The following is a 14,506-nucleotide window of genomic DNA, read 5'->3' as shown; positions in this document are numbered from 1 at the left end:
GGAAGAATCATGAACACCGATTCGCTCTTCGAGGGCTACACGAGCTACACCGACGCGGGGGAGCTGGCCGCCAGCGTCGAGGCCGAGGAGGCGCCGGCGACGATCGCGCTCACCGTCGGCACCGCGATCCTCACCTTCCAGATCGGCTGCTGACCGCGCGTCGGCGGCTATCACGCTGAGGCGCCGGGGCTGTCGGCTCCGGCGCCGAGGACGGGGGCGCGGCCTCTCGCCGCGCCCCCGTACCACTTGGCTCACATCGGATGGCGCACCCGTGGGAAGCGATCGATGAACGCGATACACCGAATGACTCTCGACAACGGCCTCACCGTGCTTCTCGCCCCACGGACGGCCGCGCCGGCCGTGGCCGTCAGCGTCCACTACGACGTCGGATTCCGCTCGGAACCCGAGGGGCGCGGTGGATTCGCCCATCTCTTCGAGCACCTCATGTTCCAGGGCAGCGCACGGCACCCCAAGCTGCACCACTGGCGCTACGTGCAGGGCCTCGGCGGCGTCGTCAACGGGTCGACCCACCAGGACTACACGGACTACTACCAGGTGCTGCCGCGGGAGGGGCTGGCGCGCGTCCTCGCGATGGAGGCCGACCGGATGGCCGCGCTGTTGATCTCCGAGGAGAACCTCGACAACCAGCGGACCGTCGTGCAGGAGGAGATCCGCCTCAACATCCTCAACCGGGCGTACGGCGGATTTCCCTGGATCCCGCTGCCGGCCCTGCTGTACCGCACGTACCCCAACGCGCACAACGGCTACGGGGACTTCGAGGACCTGGAGGCCGCGACGGTCGAGGAGGCCGACGCGTTCTACCGCACCTACTACGTGCCGTCCAACGCCGTGCTCACGGTCGGCGGGGACTTCGACGTCGACCGAACCCTCGCCCTCGTCGACGACTGCTTCGGTGGCCTACCCCGACGGCCCAAACCCCAGCTCCCAGCCCTGCGCGAGCCGCCGCCGCGGTACACGGTCGACGCCGACCGGGAGGACCGGCACGCGCCGATGCCCGCACTGGCCCTCGGCTACCAGCTGCCGGACGCGGTCACCAAACCGGACGACTACCTCGCCCACATGGTGCTGTGGGAGACGCTCGCCGGGGGCACCGCGTCGCCCCTGTACACCCGACTTGTCCGAGACCGGAACCTGGCCGTCGGACTCTCCGGAGGCTGCGGTCTGTTCGGCCCACTCGACGCCCGCGCCCCCGACACCCTCGCCATGGTCGTCACCTACCACCGGGACGCCGACCCGGACGCCGTCCTCACAGAGGTGGACCGGGAGCTGGCCCGGTTGGGCGAGCCGCACACCGCTCGCGACCTCGCACCGCTGGCGAGGCGCCGACTCGCTGCCAGGACCGGCCGGCGCACCGCCGACCTGCTGGCCCACACCAGGGCCCTGGGCACCTGTCAGCTCCTCCACGGCCGGGCTGCCCTCGTGGACGAACTGCCCGAGCGGGTCGAGGCGGTGCCCGCCGACGCCGTCGCCCGCGTGGCCAGGCAACTCCTCACCAGCACCCGGGCCGTGCTGCGGCTGACCCCCGCCCCCGCCCCGCTGGCCGCAGGCCAGCCAGCGACAAGGACCGCGCCGACGCCATGAACGATCACCCTCTTCTCGACACCGACCTGCCCAACGGGCTGCGCCTGCTGGTGGTCCCCGACCGAACCGTGCCCCTGGTGGAAATCCGCCTGAGCATCCCCTTCGCGGGCGCCGGCGAGGCGCACGCGGCCACCGCCCAGGTGTTGGGCGACGTCCTGCTGCGGCCCACCGACGCGGCACCCGAGACGCGTTCCACCGCGTGGCGGGTGGCCGAGTTGGACTGCGGCCGGGACATGGACCGGCTCGGCGTGTTCGGCTACGCCCCCACCGCATCGCTCCGGCCGGTGCTCCGCGGTCTCGCGGCCTGTCTGGCGGAGCCCCGCTACCCCGACGCCTGGCTCGGCCAGGCTCGCCGACGGCTCGCGGCCCAGGTGGGCATCGGGCGCGGCGACGCCCGCTGGATGGCGTTGGCCACCGCGCTGCGTCGGCGCCACGCTGCGGGCGCGACGCCCTGCGACATCCCCACGCCGGAAGCGCTGGCGGCCGTCGAGCCGGCGGCGGTCAGGGCTTTGCACCGGTCCCGGATCGTGCCGCGCGGCGCGACTCTGGTCCTCGTCGGGGACGTCGGGCTGGCGGAGGCCGCCGCGCTGGTCGAGGAGGCGTGCGCGGAGTGGCGGGGGGCGGGCGAGCCGAACGCCCTCGTTCCCCTGCTCCCGCCGGCCGCTCATGAGCTGGCGCTCCTACACCGACCGCGGTCTGCCCAGGCCGAACTGCTGATGACCGGCCAGGCCCCGCCCAGGGCCCACGAACTGCGGCCGGCGTTCGACATCGCCAACGCCGTGTTCGGCGGGGGCGTCGCCTCGCGGCTGAGCCGGAACGTCAGGGAGGCCAAGGGTTACGCCTACCTGGCGGGTTCCGCTGTGGAACCACTGGTCGACACACCGACTGTCATGGTGCGGCTCGCCGTCGGCGAGCGACACGTGGCGGCGGCGCTGCGCGAGACCCGCAGGGAGCTCGCCGCCCTGGCCGAGTCACCACTCGACCGCGACGAGTCCGACTCGGCGAAACGGCTCCTCGCGGGCCGCCTCGCGCTCTCCCGAGTCTCCCCTTCCGCCCACGCGACGTTCCTGGCCAACCTGATCGCCGAGGGCGTCGGTCCTCGGTGGACCAGCTCCTATCCGGAGCGCCTGGCGGCGGTCGGCCGCGCGGAGAGCCTCAGGGCGGTCAGGACGTACCTGTCCCTGGACGCGCTCGACACCGTCGTCGTGGGCGACGCCGACGCGTTGGCCGGGCCGCTCGGGGAGATCGAGGGCCTGCGGGTCCGGCGGTACGAACGGCTCGACGAGGTCACGGCCGCCCCCGCCGAACGCTCGGTCGGCCAGGCACCGGGCCACCCGCCGACCCCGGTGCCGAGCGCGACACCCGACATCCGACACCATCAAGGAGAACCCGCATGACCATCGACCAGCGCACCGTACTGATCACCGGCGCCACCAGCGGACTGGGCAGCGACATCGCCGCGAGGCTGGCCGCGCGGGGCGCGACGCTGCTGCTGCACGGCCGTGACCCTGACCGGCTGCACGCCCTCTGCCAGGACCTGGGGGAGCGGGGCGCGACGGCGTACCCCTATGTTGCGGATCTCGCCGCCCTCGACGAGGTCCGGGACCTCGGCCGGCGCCTCGTCGCCGACTGGCCCCGGCTCGACGTCCTGGTCAACAACGCGGGCGTCGGACCGGGCAGTCCGGGAGCCACCCGCCAGCTCAACCGGGACGGACACGAGCTGCGGTTCGCCGTGAACTACCTGGCGCCCTATGCACTGACCCGCCAGCTGCTGCCCGCCCTCCGCCGGTCCGCCGCGGCCCGGGTGGTGAACGTGGGCTCCGCGGCGCAGGCCGATCTTGACCTCGACGACCTGATGATGGCCGGCGGCTACGACGGCTGGCTCGCGTACGGCCGAGCCAAACTGGCCCTGGCCTCCTTCAGCGTCGACCTCGCCGAGGAACTGGCGAGCGACGGGATCACCGTCAACTGCCTCCACCCCGCCGACCTCATGCCGACGCCGATGGTGCGGGAGACGGGCCTGCGGCCCATGTCCACCATCGAGCAGGGCACCGAGGCGGTCCTCCGGTTGGTCTGCGACCCCGTGGCGGAGACCGGCAGCGGTGCCTACCACCACGGACCGAACCGGGCTGAGCCACACGCCGACGTCCGGGACCCCGAGAAGCGCCGCCTCCTCCGGGAGGCCACGGAGCGGATCCTGGCGGGCCAGCCGGTATGAGCCGCGCCCCCGCCGACCCCACCGCCCGGCGGGGTCGGCGAGGTGGGCGGGCCACCCGGGGTCAGCAGGCGAGTGAGTCCGCCACCGGACCGCCCATGAGGATCTCCTGGTGCAGGCGCCGCAGCGTCGCACCGGGCGTGAGCCCCAGCTCGTCACCGAGGCGCCGGCTGAGGTTCTGGTAGTGCTCGAGCGCCTCTTTGGTCCGGCCTAACCGGTAAAGCGCGAGCATGAGTTGAGCGCCCAAACGTTCGTCGAACGGCCGGGACGAGTCCTGCGTCACGAGCCGCGGCAGCAGCTCCGCCTCGCGCCCCTGCCGCAACAGGACCTCGTTGAGGCCCATCTCGGCGGACTGCCGCTCGATCGTGACGAGTTCCCTCAACCGGCCGAACCATGGTGTGTCGGGCTCCGCGAAGGCCTCCCCGCGCCACAGGCGCAACGCCTCCGACAACAGCTGCGCGGGGTCCTCCCTGCCCCCGACGTGCGCACGGGTGACGAGTTCGCGGAACCGGTGGACGTCGATCGCGGCGGCATCCACCTCAGCGACGTGCCCACCATCGCGGCGTACCACACCGAGATGCCCGGCAGGCAACGTTGTGCGCAGCCGGGACAGGTAGCTGTAGAGCGTCTTGTCGGCACGCCGCGGTGGGTTCTCGCCCCATACCCGGCTGATCAGTTGACTGGACGGCACCGGATTGTTGGCGTCCATTAGAAGGGCCGCCAGAACATGGCGCTGTTTAGCATGGCCGATATTCACGAGATTCCCGTCCAGGCGGACTTCCACCGGTCCCAGCAGGCGGATTTCCAGCATGACTCAGCACCCCCGGTTCGCACTGCGCACCCTCGGAACCTTGGCACGGTAACCCGGCGGAATGTCTCCGAACACCCCTCCGTCCGGCGGGAGTCGACCCCTTCGAACAGCGGGGCCGACTACCACCTTTGGTAGGTGCCGAACCGCCGACAGTTCGGCCAGGATTCTGAAACGGCAGAATATTCCGCCGTCCGACCAACACACGAGGAGGTGAACCAGAATGGAGAGGAAGAAAGTCGCGCCACTACCGGTCGACCAGGTTCCCCAACTCAACGAGTTCCTGGGCCGGCTGGACCTCGGAAGGCTGGCCGACCACGGTACGTCCGCCCATCCAGGGCGCAACGACAACTGGGTCGGCACCACTTCGGCCGGCTTCGCGATCTTCGTCAAGCGACTGGTCGGCGAACCGGCCGACGTCGCGGCCCGCATGAGGCGCTCACGCTCCTTCCACGCCCTGGTCGAACGTGTCGGTACCCACGAGCTGCGCGCCCCGCGGCTGCTCGGAGCCGACGAGGCGACAGGCCTCGAGGTTTTCGCGCTGTTGGATGGCGCGAGTTCCGGCGCCGAACTGGCCGCCGACGACGTCTTCGGCGACACGCTCGCCCACCGCGCCGGGCGCTTGGTCGGGCTGCTGCACTCGTCCCCCACCGAGGGCGTGGTCCCCGAACTCGACCGTTCCCGGCTTCGGTTCCCCAGCCCCGAGCTGAACACCGCCCTGCCGCTCGACCTGTTCGTCTCCCTGACTGGCGCTGAACTCCACCTCTGGCGCATCGTCCACCAGGACCCGCAGCTGACCGAAGCCCTCTCCGGGCTGCGGGACCGCGAGCGAGCGGCGCCGCTTCGCCCGACCCACTGCGACCTGCGACTCGACCAGTTCCTCGACACCGGGGACGGTCTGTTCCTCACCGACGGGGAGGAGTTCCGCCTGGCGGACCCTGCGCGGGACGTCGGGAGCTTCGCCGGGGAGTGGTTGCACCAGGCCATCGCCTGGCTGACCCGGCGCGAGGCGCACCGCGAGGCCGACGACCGCTTCGGCGCGCCCAGCCACGAGGAGATCGTGGCGCGCGGCGTACGCCGGCTCAACCGGCTCCGGCCCAGAGTGCGGGCCTTCCTCGCCGGCTACCGATCGGCCTGCCCTGACACCGACCCGGAGTTCACCACCCGGGCAGCCGCCGTGGCCGGCTGGCACCTCATCGACCGCGCCTTGGCGACGGCCGGGCAGAGCGCCCGTCTCTCAGCCATCTCCCGCGCCACCATGGGCATCGGACGCAACGTCCTGCTCAGTCCCGAGACCTACGCCGAGACCCTGGGCCTCGGCCCGGTCGAGTCGCTGGAGGCAGCATGACCGTCGCCGTTCCCCTCGCCCCCCGGCTGGCCCCGCTGCTCGACCAGGTCGAGATCGCGGACGACGGACTCGGCGCCGCCGTCGCGGGGCACTCGGTCGAGGTGGCCGACCCCGGCCAGCTGGCCACCGCGCTGGCCAGGCTGCTCTACGAGCACGTGCACAGCGCGCGTCCCCAGTACCCTGGCCCGGCACCCAGAACCCCGCGCGACCTGCCGACCGAGCAGCTGCTGGTCGCCGCCACCCCACACCTGACCACCACGGTGCTCGCCCAGCCGCCCGCCACCCCGGACTCCGATCCGCTGGTGCTGCGCCTCGACGGGGTCAATGTGGCCGTCCCCCGGGAGCACCTCGCCCCCCAGAACCCCGCCGCCGGGGGGCTGGTGACGGCCCGCCTGCCGTCCGTCCGCCCCCGCCTCTCACCCGGCTTCCTCCTCGCCGACGGATCCCGCGGCCAGCGCGTCGCCGGCCCGGTGTTGCGGGTGTACGTCAACATCCAGCGGGTCCACGCCGCCCCGGCTGTCTGGGGCGCGGTGGTCACCGCACTGGAGAACGCCCACGCCATCTACCGCGCCAAGGTCAGCTCGGCGCCCGACCTCTTCCCCCGCCGCGACGCCCTGGTGGTCTACCTGCCGCCGGAGTCCTGGGACGCGGTGCCGACGGTGGCGACGGCCGTCGCAGGCGTGCCCGGCGTCGGCACCGACACCTCACCCTTCAGCCACCAGGTGGCACCCGGCGTGGCCATCGCCTGGGAGCCGGATGACCAGCGGCCCGGCCGGGCGGGCATGAGCTTCGGCGAACACCGCTCCACGGCACTGGCGGAGGGACTCGTCGCGGGGGCGAGGGCCGCGCGGACCTCCGGGGTCTGGGGTGAGCTCAGCCGGGAGCGCGCCGTCGTCCAGGCCCTCACCGACGCCGGCGTCGACGCCGCACGGCCCGCCCGCAACATCGGCTCACCCGACATCCCGGAACTGGGCACGGCCTGATGCGTGGCACCGACCCGGGACCCCACGCCGCCCCGCCCGGCGACCAGCCACCCGTGGCGGCACTCCGCCCACCGCCCTGCGGCGTCAGCCGGTTGCTGTACGTCGGCACCGGCGCCCTGAGCGTCGCCCACACCCCCTTCTGGCTCAACTGGCTGCGGATGAACTACCCAGCCCTCGACGTGCGGGTGGTCCTCACCCGCAGCGCTGAGCGGTTCGTCACTCCGGGGGCCCTGGCCCCCGCCGCCGGCCGGGAGGTCCTGCGCGACGTGTGGCCCGAGGGCCAGGTGACCCGCGCCCCGCACGTCGAGTTCACCGAGTGGGCCCAGGCCGTCGCCGTCCACCCCGCCAGCATGCACTTCCTGGCCCGGCTGGCCCAGGGCCTGGCCGACACTCCTGTGCTGCTCGCCCTCCAGTGCGCCACCGTCCCCGTGGCGTTGGCACCATCCCTCCCACCGGGCGGGCTCACGTCACCGGCCTACCACGGGCACCTGGCGGCGTTGGCCGAGCGGCCCAACATCGCGGTGGTGCCGCCCACGCCCGGGCTGAGCTCAACCACCGGCCGGCTCGACGCCTCGGTCGCCGCTCCGCTGACTGACCTGATGGCGACCCTGGAGAAGCTGCGGGTGGGGAGCGTCTGATGAAGGAAGACGACGACGGCCGGGGCGCCACCCGGATGGGAACCGGCTTCCTGCTCACCAGGATCGAGCGCGAGGCGAACGGCTGGTACCGGTGGTCCCGCTGGCCAGGACCACTGCGCCCCACGCCATTCACGCCCCTCCCGCCGGCCCTGCCCACCGCACTGAACGACCTTCCGGCCATGCCGGTGCGGCCGGTGCTCGGCCGCCCGGCGGGTGACCGCCGCGACTACCGCGCCCCGAGGGACCGCGCCCTCGCCGCCGAACTCTTCGATGCGGCCGGGCTGTTCGCCCCGCCCGCCGAGGACCGGTGGCCGCGCCTCTGGCAAGTACTCGCAGGCGCCGGGGCCCTGCTGCGTCGACTGCACGAAGACCTCCCGCCCGCCCTGCCCGCCCGCCCGCCGTGCGGCGCGGCGCGACTCGCCTCCTGGCTGCGCACGGGACAGGGCCCGGGCGCCGCCCCCCGACTGCACGCCGCGACCATCGACCGGCTGGGGCGACAGCGGCTTGGCCGAGCCCAGGACTGGTGCCGGGACCTCGATGTCCCCGCACCGGATGCGGTCCTCTTGGTCGGCGCCACCACCGGCTCCCTGGTGGCCGGTGCCGAAGGCAGGCCCGGGGCGCTGCTCATCGGCGAGGAACTGGCCAGCGGCTCGCCCGAGTACGACGTCGGCTGGCTGCTGGGGGAACTGGCCGAACTTCGACTCCTCCCCCTGGCCAGGACCGGCTCGCACCGGGCCGCCGCCGCGTGCGAGGAGGGCGCCCGCCACCTGTTGCGCGGCTACGGCGACAACCGCCTCGGACCCGAGCCGCTGGGCCGGGTCGCCACGCTCCGGATCCTCACCCACGCCCACGACTACGCCGCCTACGCGGGGTGGACAGCGGAGTTCCCCGACTACCTCGACGTCATCGCCGGGCTCATCGACGCCGACGGCACGCCCGCCCTACCCGCCCCACCGCCGTGAGGAGATCCGATGGCACCGGCACACGCGCACTACGACGAAAAGCTGGCCAGCGTGTACGACCAGATGTACCCGATTCAGGCCGACACCGACCAAGCGGTCGCCTACCTCACCCGACTCCTGCCTGCGGGGGGCTCGCTGCTGGAACTCGGCGTGGGCAACGGGCGGATCGCGCTGCCGCTGGCCGAACGCGGCTACCGCGTCCACGGCATCGACGACTCCGAGGCCATGCTCGCCCGGCTACGCGACCTCGACCCTCACCGACGGGTCACCAGCCACCTCGGCGACTTCACCGAGACCGGCACCGGCGAGCGGTTCGACGTGGTGACGCTCCTGATGAACACCTTCTTCGCCGCTGTGACAAAGGAGCAGCAGGTGTCCTGCCTGCGCCGTGCCGCGGAGCAACTCGCCCCCGGCGGGAAACTCGTCATCCAGGCGTTCGACCCCGCGCCCTACCACGCCATGTCCCGGCCCGAGGTGTCCGTCCGCCACCTCAGCGACACGTCGATCATGCTGGACACCCTCGTCATCGACCGCGCCCAGCAGGTCATGGTCGGCGTCCACACCATCCTGGACGGCGGCCCGCCACAGACCCGCCGCCACGTGCTGCGCTACGCCTTCCCCCTGGAGATCGACGTGCTGGCAGAACTCGCCGGACTACGCCTGGCCGACAGGTTGGGAAGCTGGACCGGGGCCCCCTACAACTCGTCCAGCCCTGGCCACGTCTCCGTCTACGTCGCGCGGCCCCAGTAGCTCGGCTGCCGGGAACAGGCAGCCGTACTCCCACACCGGAGAGGAAAACACATGGAGAAGATGGCAGATCTCATGTCCGGGTACGTCGCCTACACCTCGGCGGTGGAGCTCACCGCCACCGTGGACGAGGCCCCGGCCTACACCCCGACGATCAGCCTCACGGGCACGTGCACGTCGTCCGTGCTCACCCTGCTTAACGGCTGCTGATCCGTCACCGCCGCCCCGTCACCACCGGCCGGGGCGGCGGCCCGCCGATGAGCAGGTCGCAGGGCTCATCGAGTCGTTGCGAACCGTCTAAGGCAAGGCATCAAGTGGGCGCGAAGCCCCTACGAGTGCCGCTTCGACTCGGAACAGACAGCCGTCATCACCAAATGGCTCTAGTGCTGTGACCGCACAGGTTCGCCGGGTTGGGCGTCGTGGCGGTTGGCTGTGCGGTGACGTCCGATCCGACCGCTGGAGGCGTGGTGGCTGAGCCTGTCCGTGTGCGCAGACTGACCGACCAGGAGGGGCGGAAGCTGCAGCAGATCGTGCGCCGGGGCAGCACCAGCACGGTGCGATACCGGCGGGCGATGATGCTGCTGGCCTCGGCCGGCGGGAACAGGGTGCCGGTGATCGCTCAACTGGTCCAGGCCGATGAGGACACCGTCCGTGATGTCATCCACCGGTTCAATGAGCTCGGCCTGGCCTGCCTGGACCCTCGGTGGGCGGGAGGCCGTCCCCGCCTGCTCAAGCCTGACGACGAGGACTTCGTCATACAGACGGCCACCACCCGCCCCACCAAGCTGGGCCAGCCCTTCACTCGCTGGTCACTGCGCAACTCGTCGTCCACCTGCGGAAAACTCACGGCCGGATCATCCGCATCGGCCGCGAGGCGTTACGTGGTCTGCTCGCCCGCCGGGGTGTCACCTTCCAGCGCACCAAGACGTGGAAGGAGTCTCAAGATCCCGAGCGTGACGCCACACTCGACCGCATCGAGCAGGTCCTGGACTGCTTCCCGGACCGGGTCTTCGCATTCGACGAGTTCGGCCCGCTCGGCATACGGCCCACCGCGGGCTCGGGCTGGGCCGAACAGCGACGTCCCGACCGGTTGCCGGCCACCTACCAGCGCACCCACGGAGTCCGGTACTTCCACGGCTGCTACTCGGTCGGCGACGACACGTTGTGGGGCGTGAACCGCCGCAAGAAGGGAGCGGTGAACACCCTGGCCGCGCTGAAGTCGATCCGCGCAGCCCGGCCCGATGGCGCACCGATCTACGTCATCCTGGACAACCTGTCCGCCCACAAGGGCGCCGACCTCCGGCGCTGGGCGAAGAAACACAAGGTCGACCTGTGCTTCACCCCGACCTACGCCTCCTGGGCCAACCCGATCGAAGCCCACTTCGGGCCGCTGAGGCAGTTCACCATCGCCAACTCCAACCACCCCAACCACACGGTCCAGACCCGGGCCCTGCACACCTACCTGCGCTGGAGCAACGCCAACGCCCGCCACCGCGACGTCCTGACCGCCGAACGAAAGGAACGCGCCCGCATCCGCAGCGAGAAAGGCATCCGCTGGGGCGGACGTCCCCTCAAAACGGCAGCCTGACCACGCCACCTCCGGGCCCGGCGCACGGCTCCCCATGAGAGGCTGGACGGCATGGGGGCAGCGCCGGACGATCAGACTTCCCGGGAGTTCTTGGCAGGGATCCACGTCGGCGACCTCTGCAGCGGGACGGTCGCAGAGATCACGCGGTCTCACGGGGTGACGGTGACCCTGGACGGATTCTCCGCGCGCCCGCTGGGCACCGTCTGGCCGGCGGACGTCTCCTGGCGCTGGAATATGGCTGCGGCCGTGGAGGTCGGCCAGCGGATCACCGCTGAGGTGATGGCCGTTGACCTGGACGAGGGCCGGGTCCGGCTGGCGATGACCGCCACCGAGAATCCGGAACTTTGGGCGTTCCTGAAAACACGTCACCGCGGAGAGATCCTTTCCGGCACAGTTGCGGCGATCGAGCGGTTTGGCGTGTTCGTGTCGCTGGACGACGGCCCTGACCACCCGGTCTTCCCTGGCGTCGGGTTCATCACGATCCCCGAACTGTCGTGGCGCCACATCGACGCAGTTTCGGACGTCGTTCGGGTCGGACAGCACCTCTCATGTGAGTTCCTCCAGTTCGACGACTGGAACGGAGAGGCAAGGCTGTCCTTGAAAGCGATGCAGCCCGACCCCTTCGCGGCGTTCGTCGAAGGGACCGCGGTGGGCCAGACGCTGCACGGACAGGTCACCAAGGTGGTCCCGTTCGGCGTCTTCGTTCAGGTCGCCGACGGCATTGAGGGACTGATCCACCTACGAGAGCTCACCCGGGTGCCTGTGGAGACTTCGGAGGACGTCCTTCAGGTCGGCGACGAGGTCACGATCGTCGTCACAGAAATCGACCGACAACGACGCAGGCTGGCACTCTCCCGACGTGAGGTCTCACCCGACCTCCGGTGACACCTGCGTGTCGCTGCCGCCCCTGCACGAGTGCTCCAGCCCCTCAGCCTGTTTGGTGAAGGCGAGGCCTCGCCCCCAACCCGGTGGACCTATGCGGTCACGGCACTAGCCAGAAGGCCGTCCCCCTGGGGGACACCTGGGGACAGAATCTGACTAGGGGCGGGAAAGGGCAGAGACAGAGCGGACCATAAGCCGCGTTTCGATTCTCGTTCGAGAGCAGTGATCCGGGGCAGTAAAACAGCCCCCTGACCCGGCGTTTTCGCTGGTCAGAGGGCTGCCTCTGCGCTGTGGCGGCGCCAGGGTTCGAACCTGGGTAGGCTGAGCCGACAGATTTACAGTGGGCCCAGCCTCACCCCGGCGAACCTCCTCTGACCTGCGCCTTTCCCGCCCCGAACGGTCGCCACAGCACTGCTGGGGAACACCTGGGGGGACGATTTCCGACTTGCCCGTTCCGGGGCCCGCTCACCGCGCCGCAGGCGCCACTGCCTCTCCCCATACTCGCCTCAGCAACTAACTTTCGGTTGGTTCGCCGTGTCAGGCCGAGCCGACCGGCGCGATGATGCTGGTCGGCTCGGCACTACTGCTCTTCGGCATCGGGCCGTGGCTGCAAGCTTCCCGGGGTCTCCGACGCCGCGCGCTCACGCTCCGTGGCGCTGCATCAGCTGTCGTCGGCCTCTCCCCTCTTGGCTCGGCGGCTGCGCAGTGCGCCCCACGCGGCGCCCGCGGTGAGAGCTGCCGCGCCGAGGTGCAGAAACGCCGATCCGAGGTCGACGAGGTTCACGAGGTGTTCCACCGGTTCATCTCCGTTGTGCGCTGGATCTTGTGTGTCAACGGTCACTGGCGTCACATTCCTGCGCCAGGGGAAACAAGGTTGTTGCCGCGATGAGGCAAGATTTCTCCAAGCGACCACTAGGGGCGGGGAGTTGTTGCCGGTGGTGCATGAACGACGGCGGGGGCGGCCACTCACGCCGCTCAGTCCTCAGCTGTCACCGGAGATGCGAGCGTGGGTGACGAGGCTGCGCGAGTTCCACACCAGCCTGAACATGACCCTCGGCCAGATGGAAACCGCTCTGGGAGTCGATGCGACGACCCTGTCCCGGTACATCAACGGCAAACGGCTGCCCGAGGTCGAGTTCCTCCAACGTCTCTACGCGGCGGTCGAGCACAAGGCCGGCGCACCACTGCAGCCGGAGGTCGAGCACTCGGTGCGTGAGCTCTACTACGCCGCCTGTGCCACTCATGAACCAGCCAGACATGAGGTGTACGTCCTCCGTGACGGGCTACGCGAGGCGGAGGAGCGCGCCGAGTCGGCGGAGGCCACAGCGTGGGAGCTCCGGAGGCAGTTGCAGGCCGAGCGGGACCAACGAGAGCGCGTGGAACTCAGCCTGCGACAGCTCGAGGCACGCGTGGACCGATCCGAAGCGACGGCGGCCGAAGCGCAGGAAGGGCTGGAGCTGGCCCTACAGGAGCGGGACAGGCTGAGTGAGCTCGTGGCCTACCACAAGGCGGAACTCGCCGAGGCACTTGAGACGTACCGAGCCGTCGAGCACACTCGCCTCCAGGCCGAGATCGCTCTTCGGAAGGCCGAAGAAGCCTTGGAGGATGAACTCCAGCGGCGTTGGGACGCTGCGGAATCGGAAGAGGCTCCCCGGCTGGGTCGACTTCGAGGGTGGCTCCGCCGGCGTGGCGATCAGCCTCCGACGGTGATCCATCAGCCCGAGCCCCTGCCGGAGGAGTCCGACCAGCGTGAGGCACTTCGGACCATGTTCGTTCACCTCTCACGGCGCACCCAGGACCTGATCCAGCGTCAGCTGTCGCTGATCTCGGAACTCGAGTCGCGCGAGGCCGACCCGGACCAGCTGTCCTCGCTGTTCAAGCTCGACCACCTGGCCACCCGCATGCGCCGTAACGGTGAGAACCTGCTGGTCCTCGCCGGCGAGGAGCCGGGCCGCCGGTGGACCCACCCCGTGCCGCTGGTCGACGTGCTGCGCTCCGCGGCCTCTGAGGTGGAGCAGTACGAGCGCATCGACCTCATCGCTGTCCCCACGGCCCACGTCGCCGGCCGCGTCTCCAACGACCTTGTCCACCTGCTCGTCGAGCTGCTGGAGAACGCCACCTCGTTCTCCTCGCCGCAGACCAAGGTCAAGGTCACAGGACACGCGCTGCCCGACGGCCGGGTGTTGGTGCAGATCCACGACACCGGCATCGGCCTGACGCCCGCGAACCTGGCCGAGATCAACGACCGGCTGGCCAACCCGCCCACCTTCGACAACGAGGCCTCCCGCCGGATGGGCCTGGTTGTGGTCGGCCGCCTCGGACTGCGGCACGGCATCCGAATCCAGCTGCGGCCCTCCGACACCGGCGGCACTACCGCCGTCGTCATGTTGCCCACCGACGTCATTCCAGAACGCCCCCAATCCCCGCGAGCCCGCACGAGGCCCATCTGACTGAGTCAGCCGAACACGCTGAGGCGTTCCACGGGCCGTCCGTCGCTTCGACAAATACGCGACCGATACCTCCCACCTCATCCGTTACCGGCATACGGTGAAGCATGGCCAGAAACAGAGCCCGCTCCGCCGTCCAGCGGTGCCGGGCATGTGGTGGCCGGCTCGAGCGGAGGGTCTGTCAAACGAGTGGCTCTGTTCCGTAGTCGGTGGTGACGGTGGGTGGTTGGTGTCGTTGACGTCATGTGCGAGATGTGAACTCCCTTGTGGCAACGGTGTTCTCAGG

The 14,506-nt window shown here is 70.7% G+C and carries 13 protein-coding genes and 3 pseudogenes; 14 read left to right on the top strand and 2 right to left on the bottom strand.

The features are described 5' to 3' along the window. Positions 1-9: 9 nt before the first annotated feature. From ACFWI8_RS02850 to ACFWI8_RS02835, 4 genes are all read left to right on the top strand, one after another. Positions 10-153 (top strand): LxmA leader domain family RiPP, encoded by a 144-nt coding sequence (locus tag ACFWI8_RS02850; protein WP_387084828.1) that lies wholly within the window; start codon positions 10-12, stop codon positions 151-153. 150 nt (positions 154-303) lie between these two features. Further along, a complete protein-coding gene (locus ACFWI8_RS02845) occupies positions 304-1,602 on the top strand; it encodes a M16 family metallopeptidase (RefSeq protein WP_387084826.1) in 1,299 nt (432 codons plus the stop codon). After that, the gene (locus ACFWI8_RS02840) at positions 1,599-2,999 is read left to right on the top strand and encodes a M16 family metallopeptidase (RefSeq protein WP_387084824.1); all 1,401 of its coding nucleotides are present in this window, start codon (positions 1,599-1,601) and stop codon (positions 2,997-2,999) included. The genes ACFWI8_RS02845 and ACFWI8_RS02840 overlap by 4 nt, the downstream gene beginning before the upstream one ends. Beyond that, entirely contained in the window at positions 2,996-3,820 is an 825-nt protein-coding gene (locus ACFWI8_RS02835) for an SDR family NAD(P)-dependent oxidoreductase (protein ID WP_387084822.1), read from the top strand. The genes ACFWI8_RS02840 and ACFWI8_RS02835 overlap by 4 nt, the downstream gene beginning before the upstream one ends. A 61-nt stretch (positions 3,821-3,881) precedes the next feature. Here the strand turns inward: ACFWI8_RS02835 and ACFWI8_RS02830 are convergent, their stop codons facing one another. Beyond that, positions 3,882-4,628, bottom strand: coding sequence for a BTAD domain-containing putative transcriptional regulator (locus tag ACFWI8_RS02830; protein ID WP_387084820.1), 747 nt, complete (start codon positions 4,626-4,628; stop codon positions 3,882-3,884). 220 nt (positions 4,629-4,848) lie between these two features. On the opposite strand from ACFWI8_RS02830, the gene lxmK reads away from it, so the two are divergent. The 8 genes and pseudogenes from lxmK to ACFWI8_RS02790 all read left to right on the top strand — a co-directional run bounded on the left by lxmK (position 4,849) and on the right by ACFWI8_RS02790 (position 11,776). Continuing rightward, positions 4,849-5,973 (top strand): class V lanthionine synthetase subunit LxmK, encoded by a 1,125-nt coding sequence (gene lxmK, locus ACFWI8_RS02825; protein ID WP_387084818.1) that lies wholly within the window; start codon positions 4,849-4,851, stop codon positions 5,971-5,973. Next, positions 5,970-6,956 carry a T3SS effector HopA1 family protein gene (locus ACFWI8_RS02820; protein WP_387084817.1) on the top strand — a complete coding sequence of 329 codons (987 nt, stop codon included), beginning with the start codon at positions 5,970-5,972 and terminating at the stop codon, positions 6,954-6,956. The genes lxmK and ACFWI8_RS02820 overlap by 4 nt, the downstream gene beginning before the upstream one ends. Further along, positions 6,956-7,594, top strand: coding sequence for a flavoprotein (locus tag ACFWI8_RS02815; RefSeq protein WP_387084815.1), 639 nt, complete (start codon positions 6,956-6,958; stop codon positions 7,592-7,594). Before ACFWI8_RS02820 ends, ACFWI8_RS02815 begins: the two co-directional genes overlap by 1 nt. Then, complete coding sequence (locus ACFWI8_RS02810) at positions 7,594-8,556, top strand: hypothetical protein (protein ID WP_387084813.1); 963 nt, start codon at positions 7,594-7,596, stop codon at positions 8,554-8,556. Before ACFWI8_RS02815 ends, ACFWI8_RS02810 begins: the two co-directional genes overlap by 1 nt. Positions 8,557-8,565: 9 nt before the next feature. Then, complete coding sequence (locus ACFWI8_RS02805) at positions 8,566-9,306, top strand: class I SAM-dependent methyltransferase (RefSeq protein ID WP_387084811.1); 741 nt, start codon at positions 8,566-8,568, stop codon at positions 9,304-9,306. Between the two features lie 51 nt (positions 9,307-9,357). Further along, positions 9,358-9,513: an LxmA leader domain family RiPP gene (locus ACFWI8_RS02800; RefSeq protein WP_387084809.1), complete on the top strand. Its 156-nt coding sequence runs from the start codon at positions 9,358-9,360 to the stop codon at positions 9,511-9,513. Between the two features lie 257 nt (positions 9,514-9,770). Then, positions 9,771-10,891: pseudogene (locus tag ACFWI8_RS02795) on the top strand (IS630 family transposase). A gap of 51 nt (positions 10,892-10,942) precedes the next feature. Beyond that, the gene (locus ACFWI8_RS02790; protein ID WP_387084807.1) at positions 10,943-11,776 is read left to right on the top strand and encodes a S1 RNA-binding domain-containing protein; all 834 of its coding nucleotides are present in this window, start codon (positions 10,943-10,945) and stop codon (positions 11,774-11,776) included. Positions 11,777-12,434: 658 nt separating this feature from the next. Here ACFWI8_RS02790 and ACFWI8_RS02785 read toward each other — a convergent pair. After that, the gene (locus ACFWI8_RS02785; protein ID WP_387084805.1) at positions 12,435-12,569 is read right to left on the bottom strand and encodes a hypothetical protein; all 135 of its coding nucleotides are present in this window, start codon (positions 12,567-12,569) and stop codon (positions 12,435-12,437) included. Positions 12,570-12,771: 202 nt separating this feature from the next. Here ACFWI8_RS02785 and ACFWI8_RS02780 point away from each other — a divergent pair. Together ACFWI8_RS02780 and ACFWI8_RS02775 are read left to right on the top strand one after the other, a co-directional pair. Then, positions 12,772-12,912 (top strand): annotated as a pseudogene (locus tag ACFWI8_RS02780) (helix-turn-helix domain-containing protein); the annotation flags it as partial. A gap of 627 nt (positions 12,913-13,539) precedes the next feature. Next, positions 13,540-14,202: pseudogene (locus ACFWI8_RS02775) on the top strand (sensor histidine kinase); the annotation flags it as partial. Between the last annotated feature and the right edge of the window lie 304 nt (positions 14,203-14,506).

The sequence above is a fragment of the Streptomyces sp. NPDC127098 genome, assembly GCF_042722465.1.
GTDB classification, from domain to species: domain Bacteria; phylum Actinomycetota; class Actinomycetes; order Streptomycetales; family Streptomycetaceae; genus Streptomyces; species Streptomyces millisiae.
Note: the sequence above shows the minus strand (reverse complement) of the source record. Positions and strands in the feature narration are given on the sequence as shown.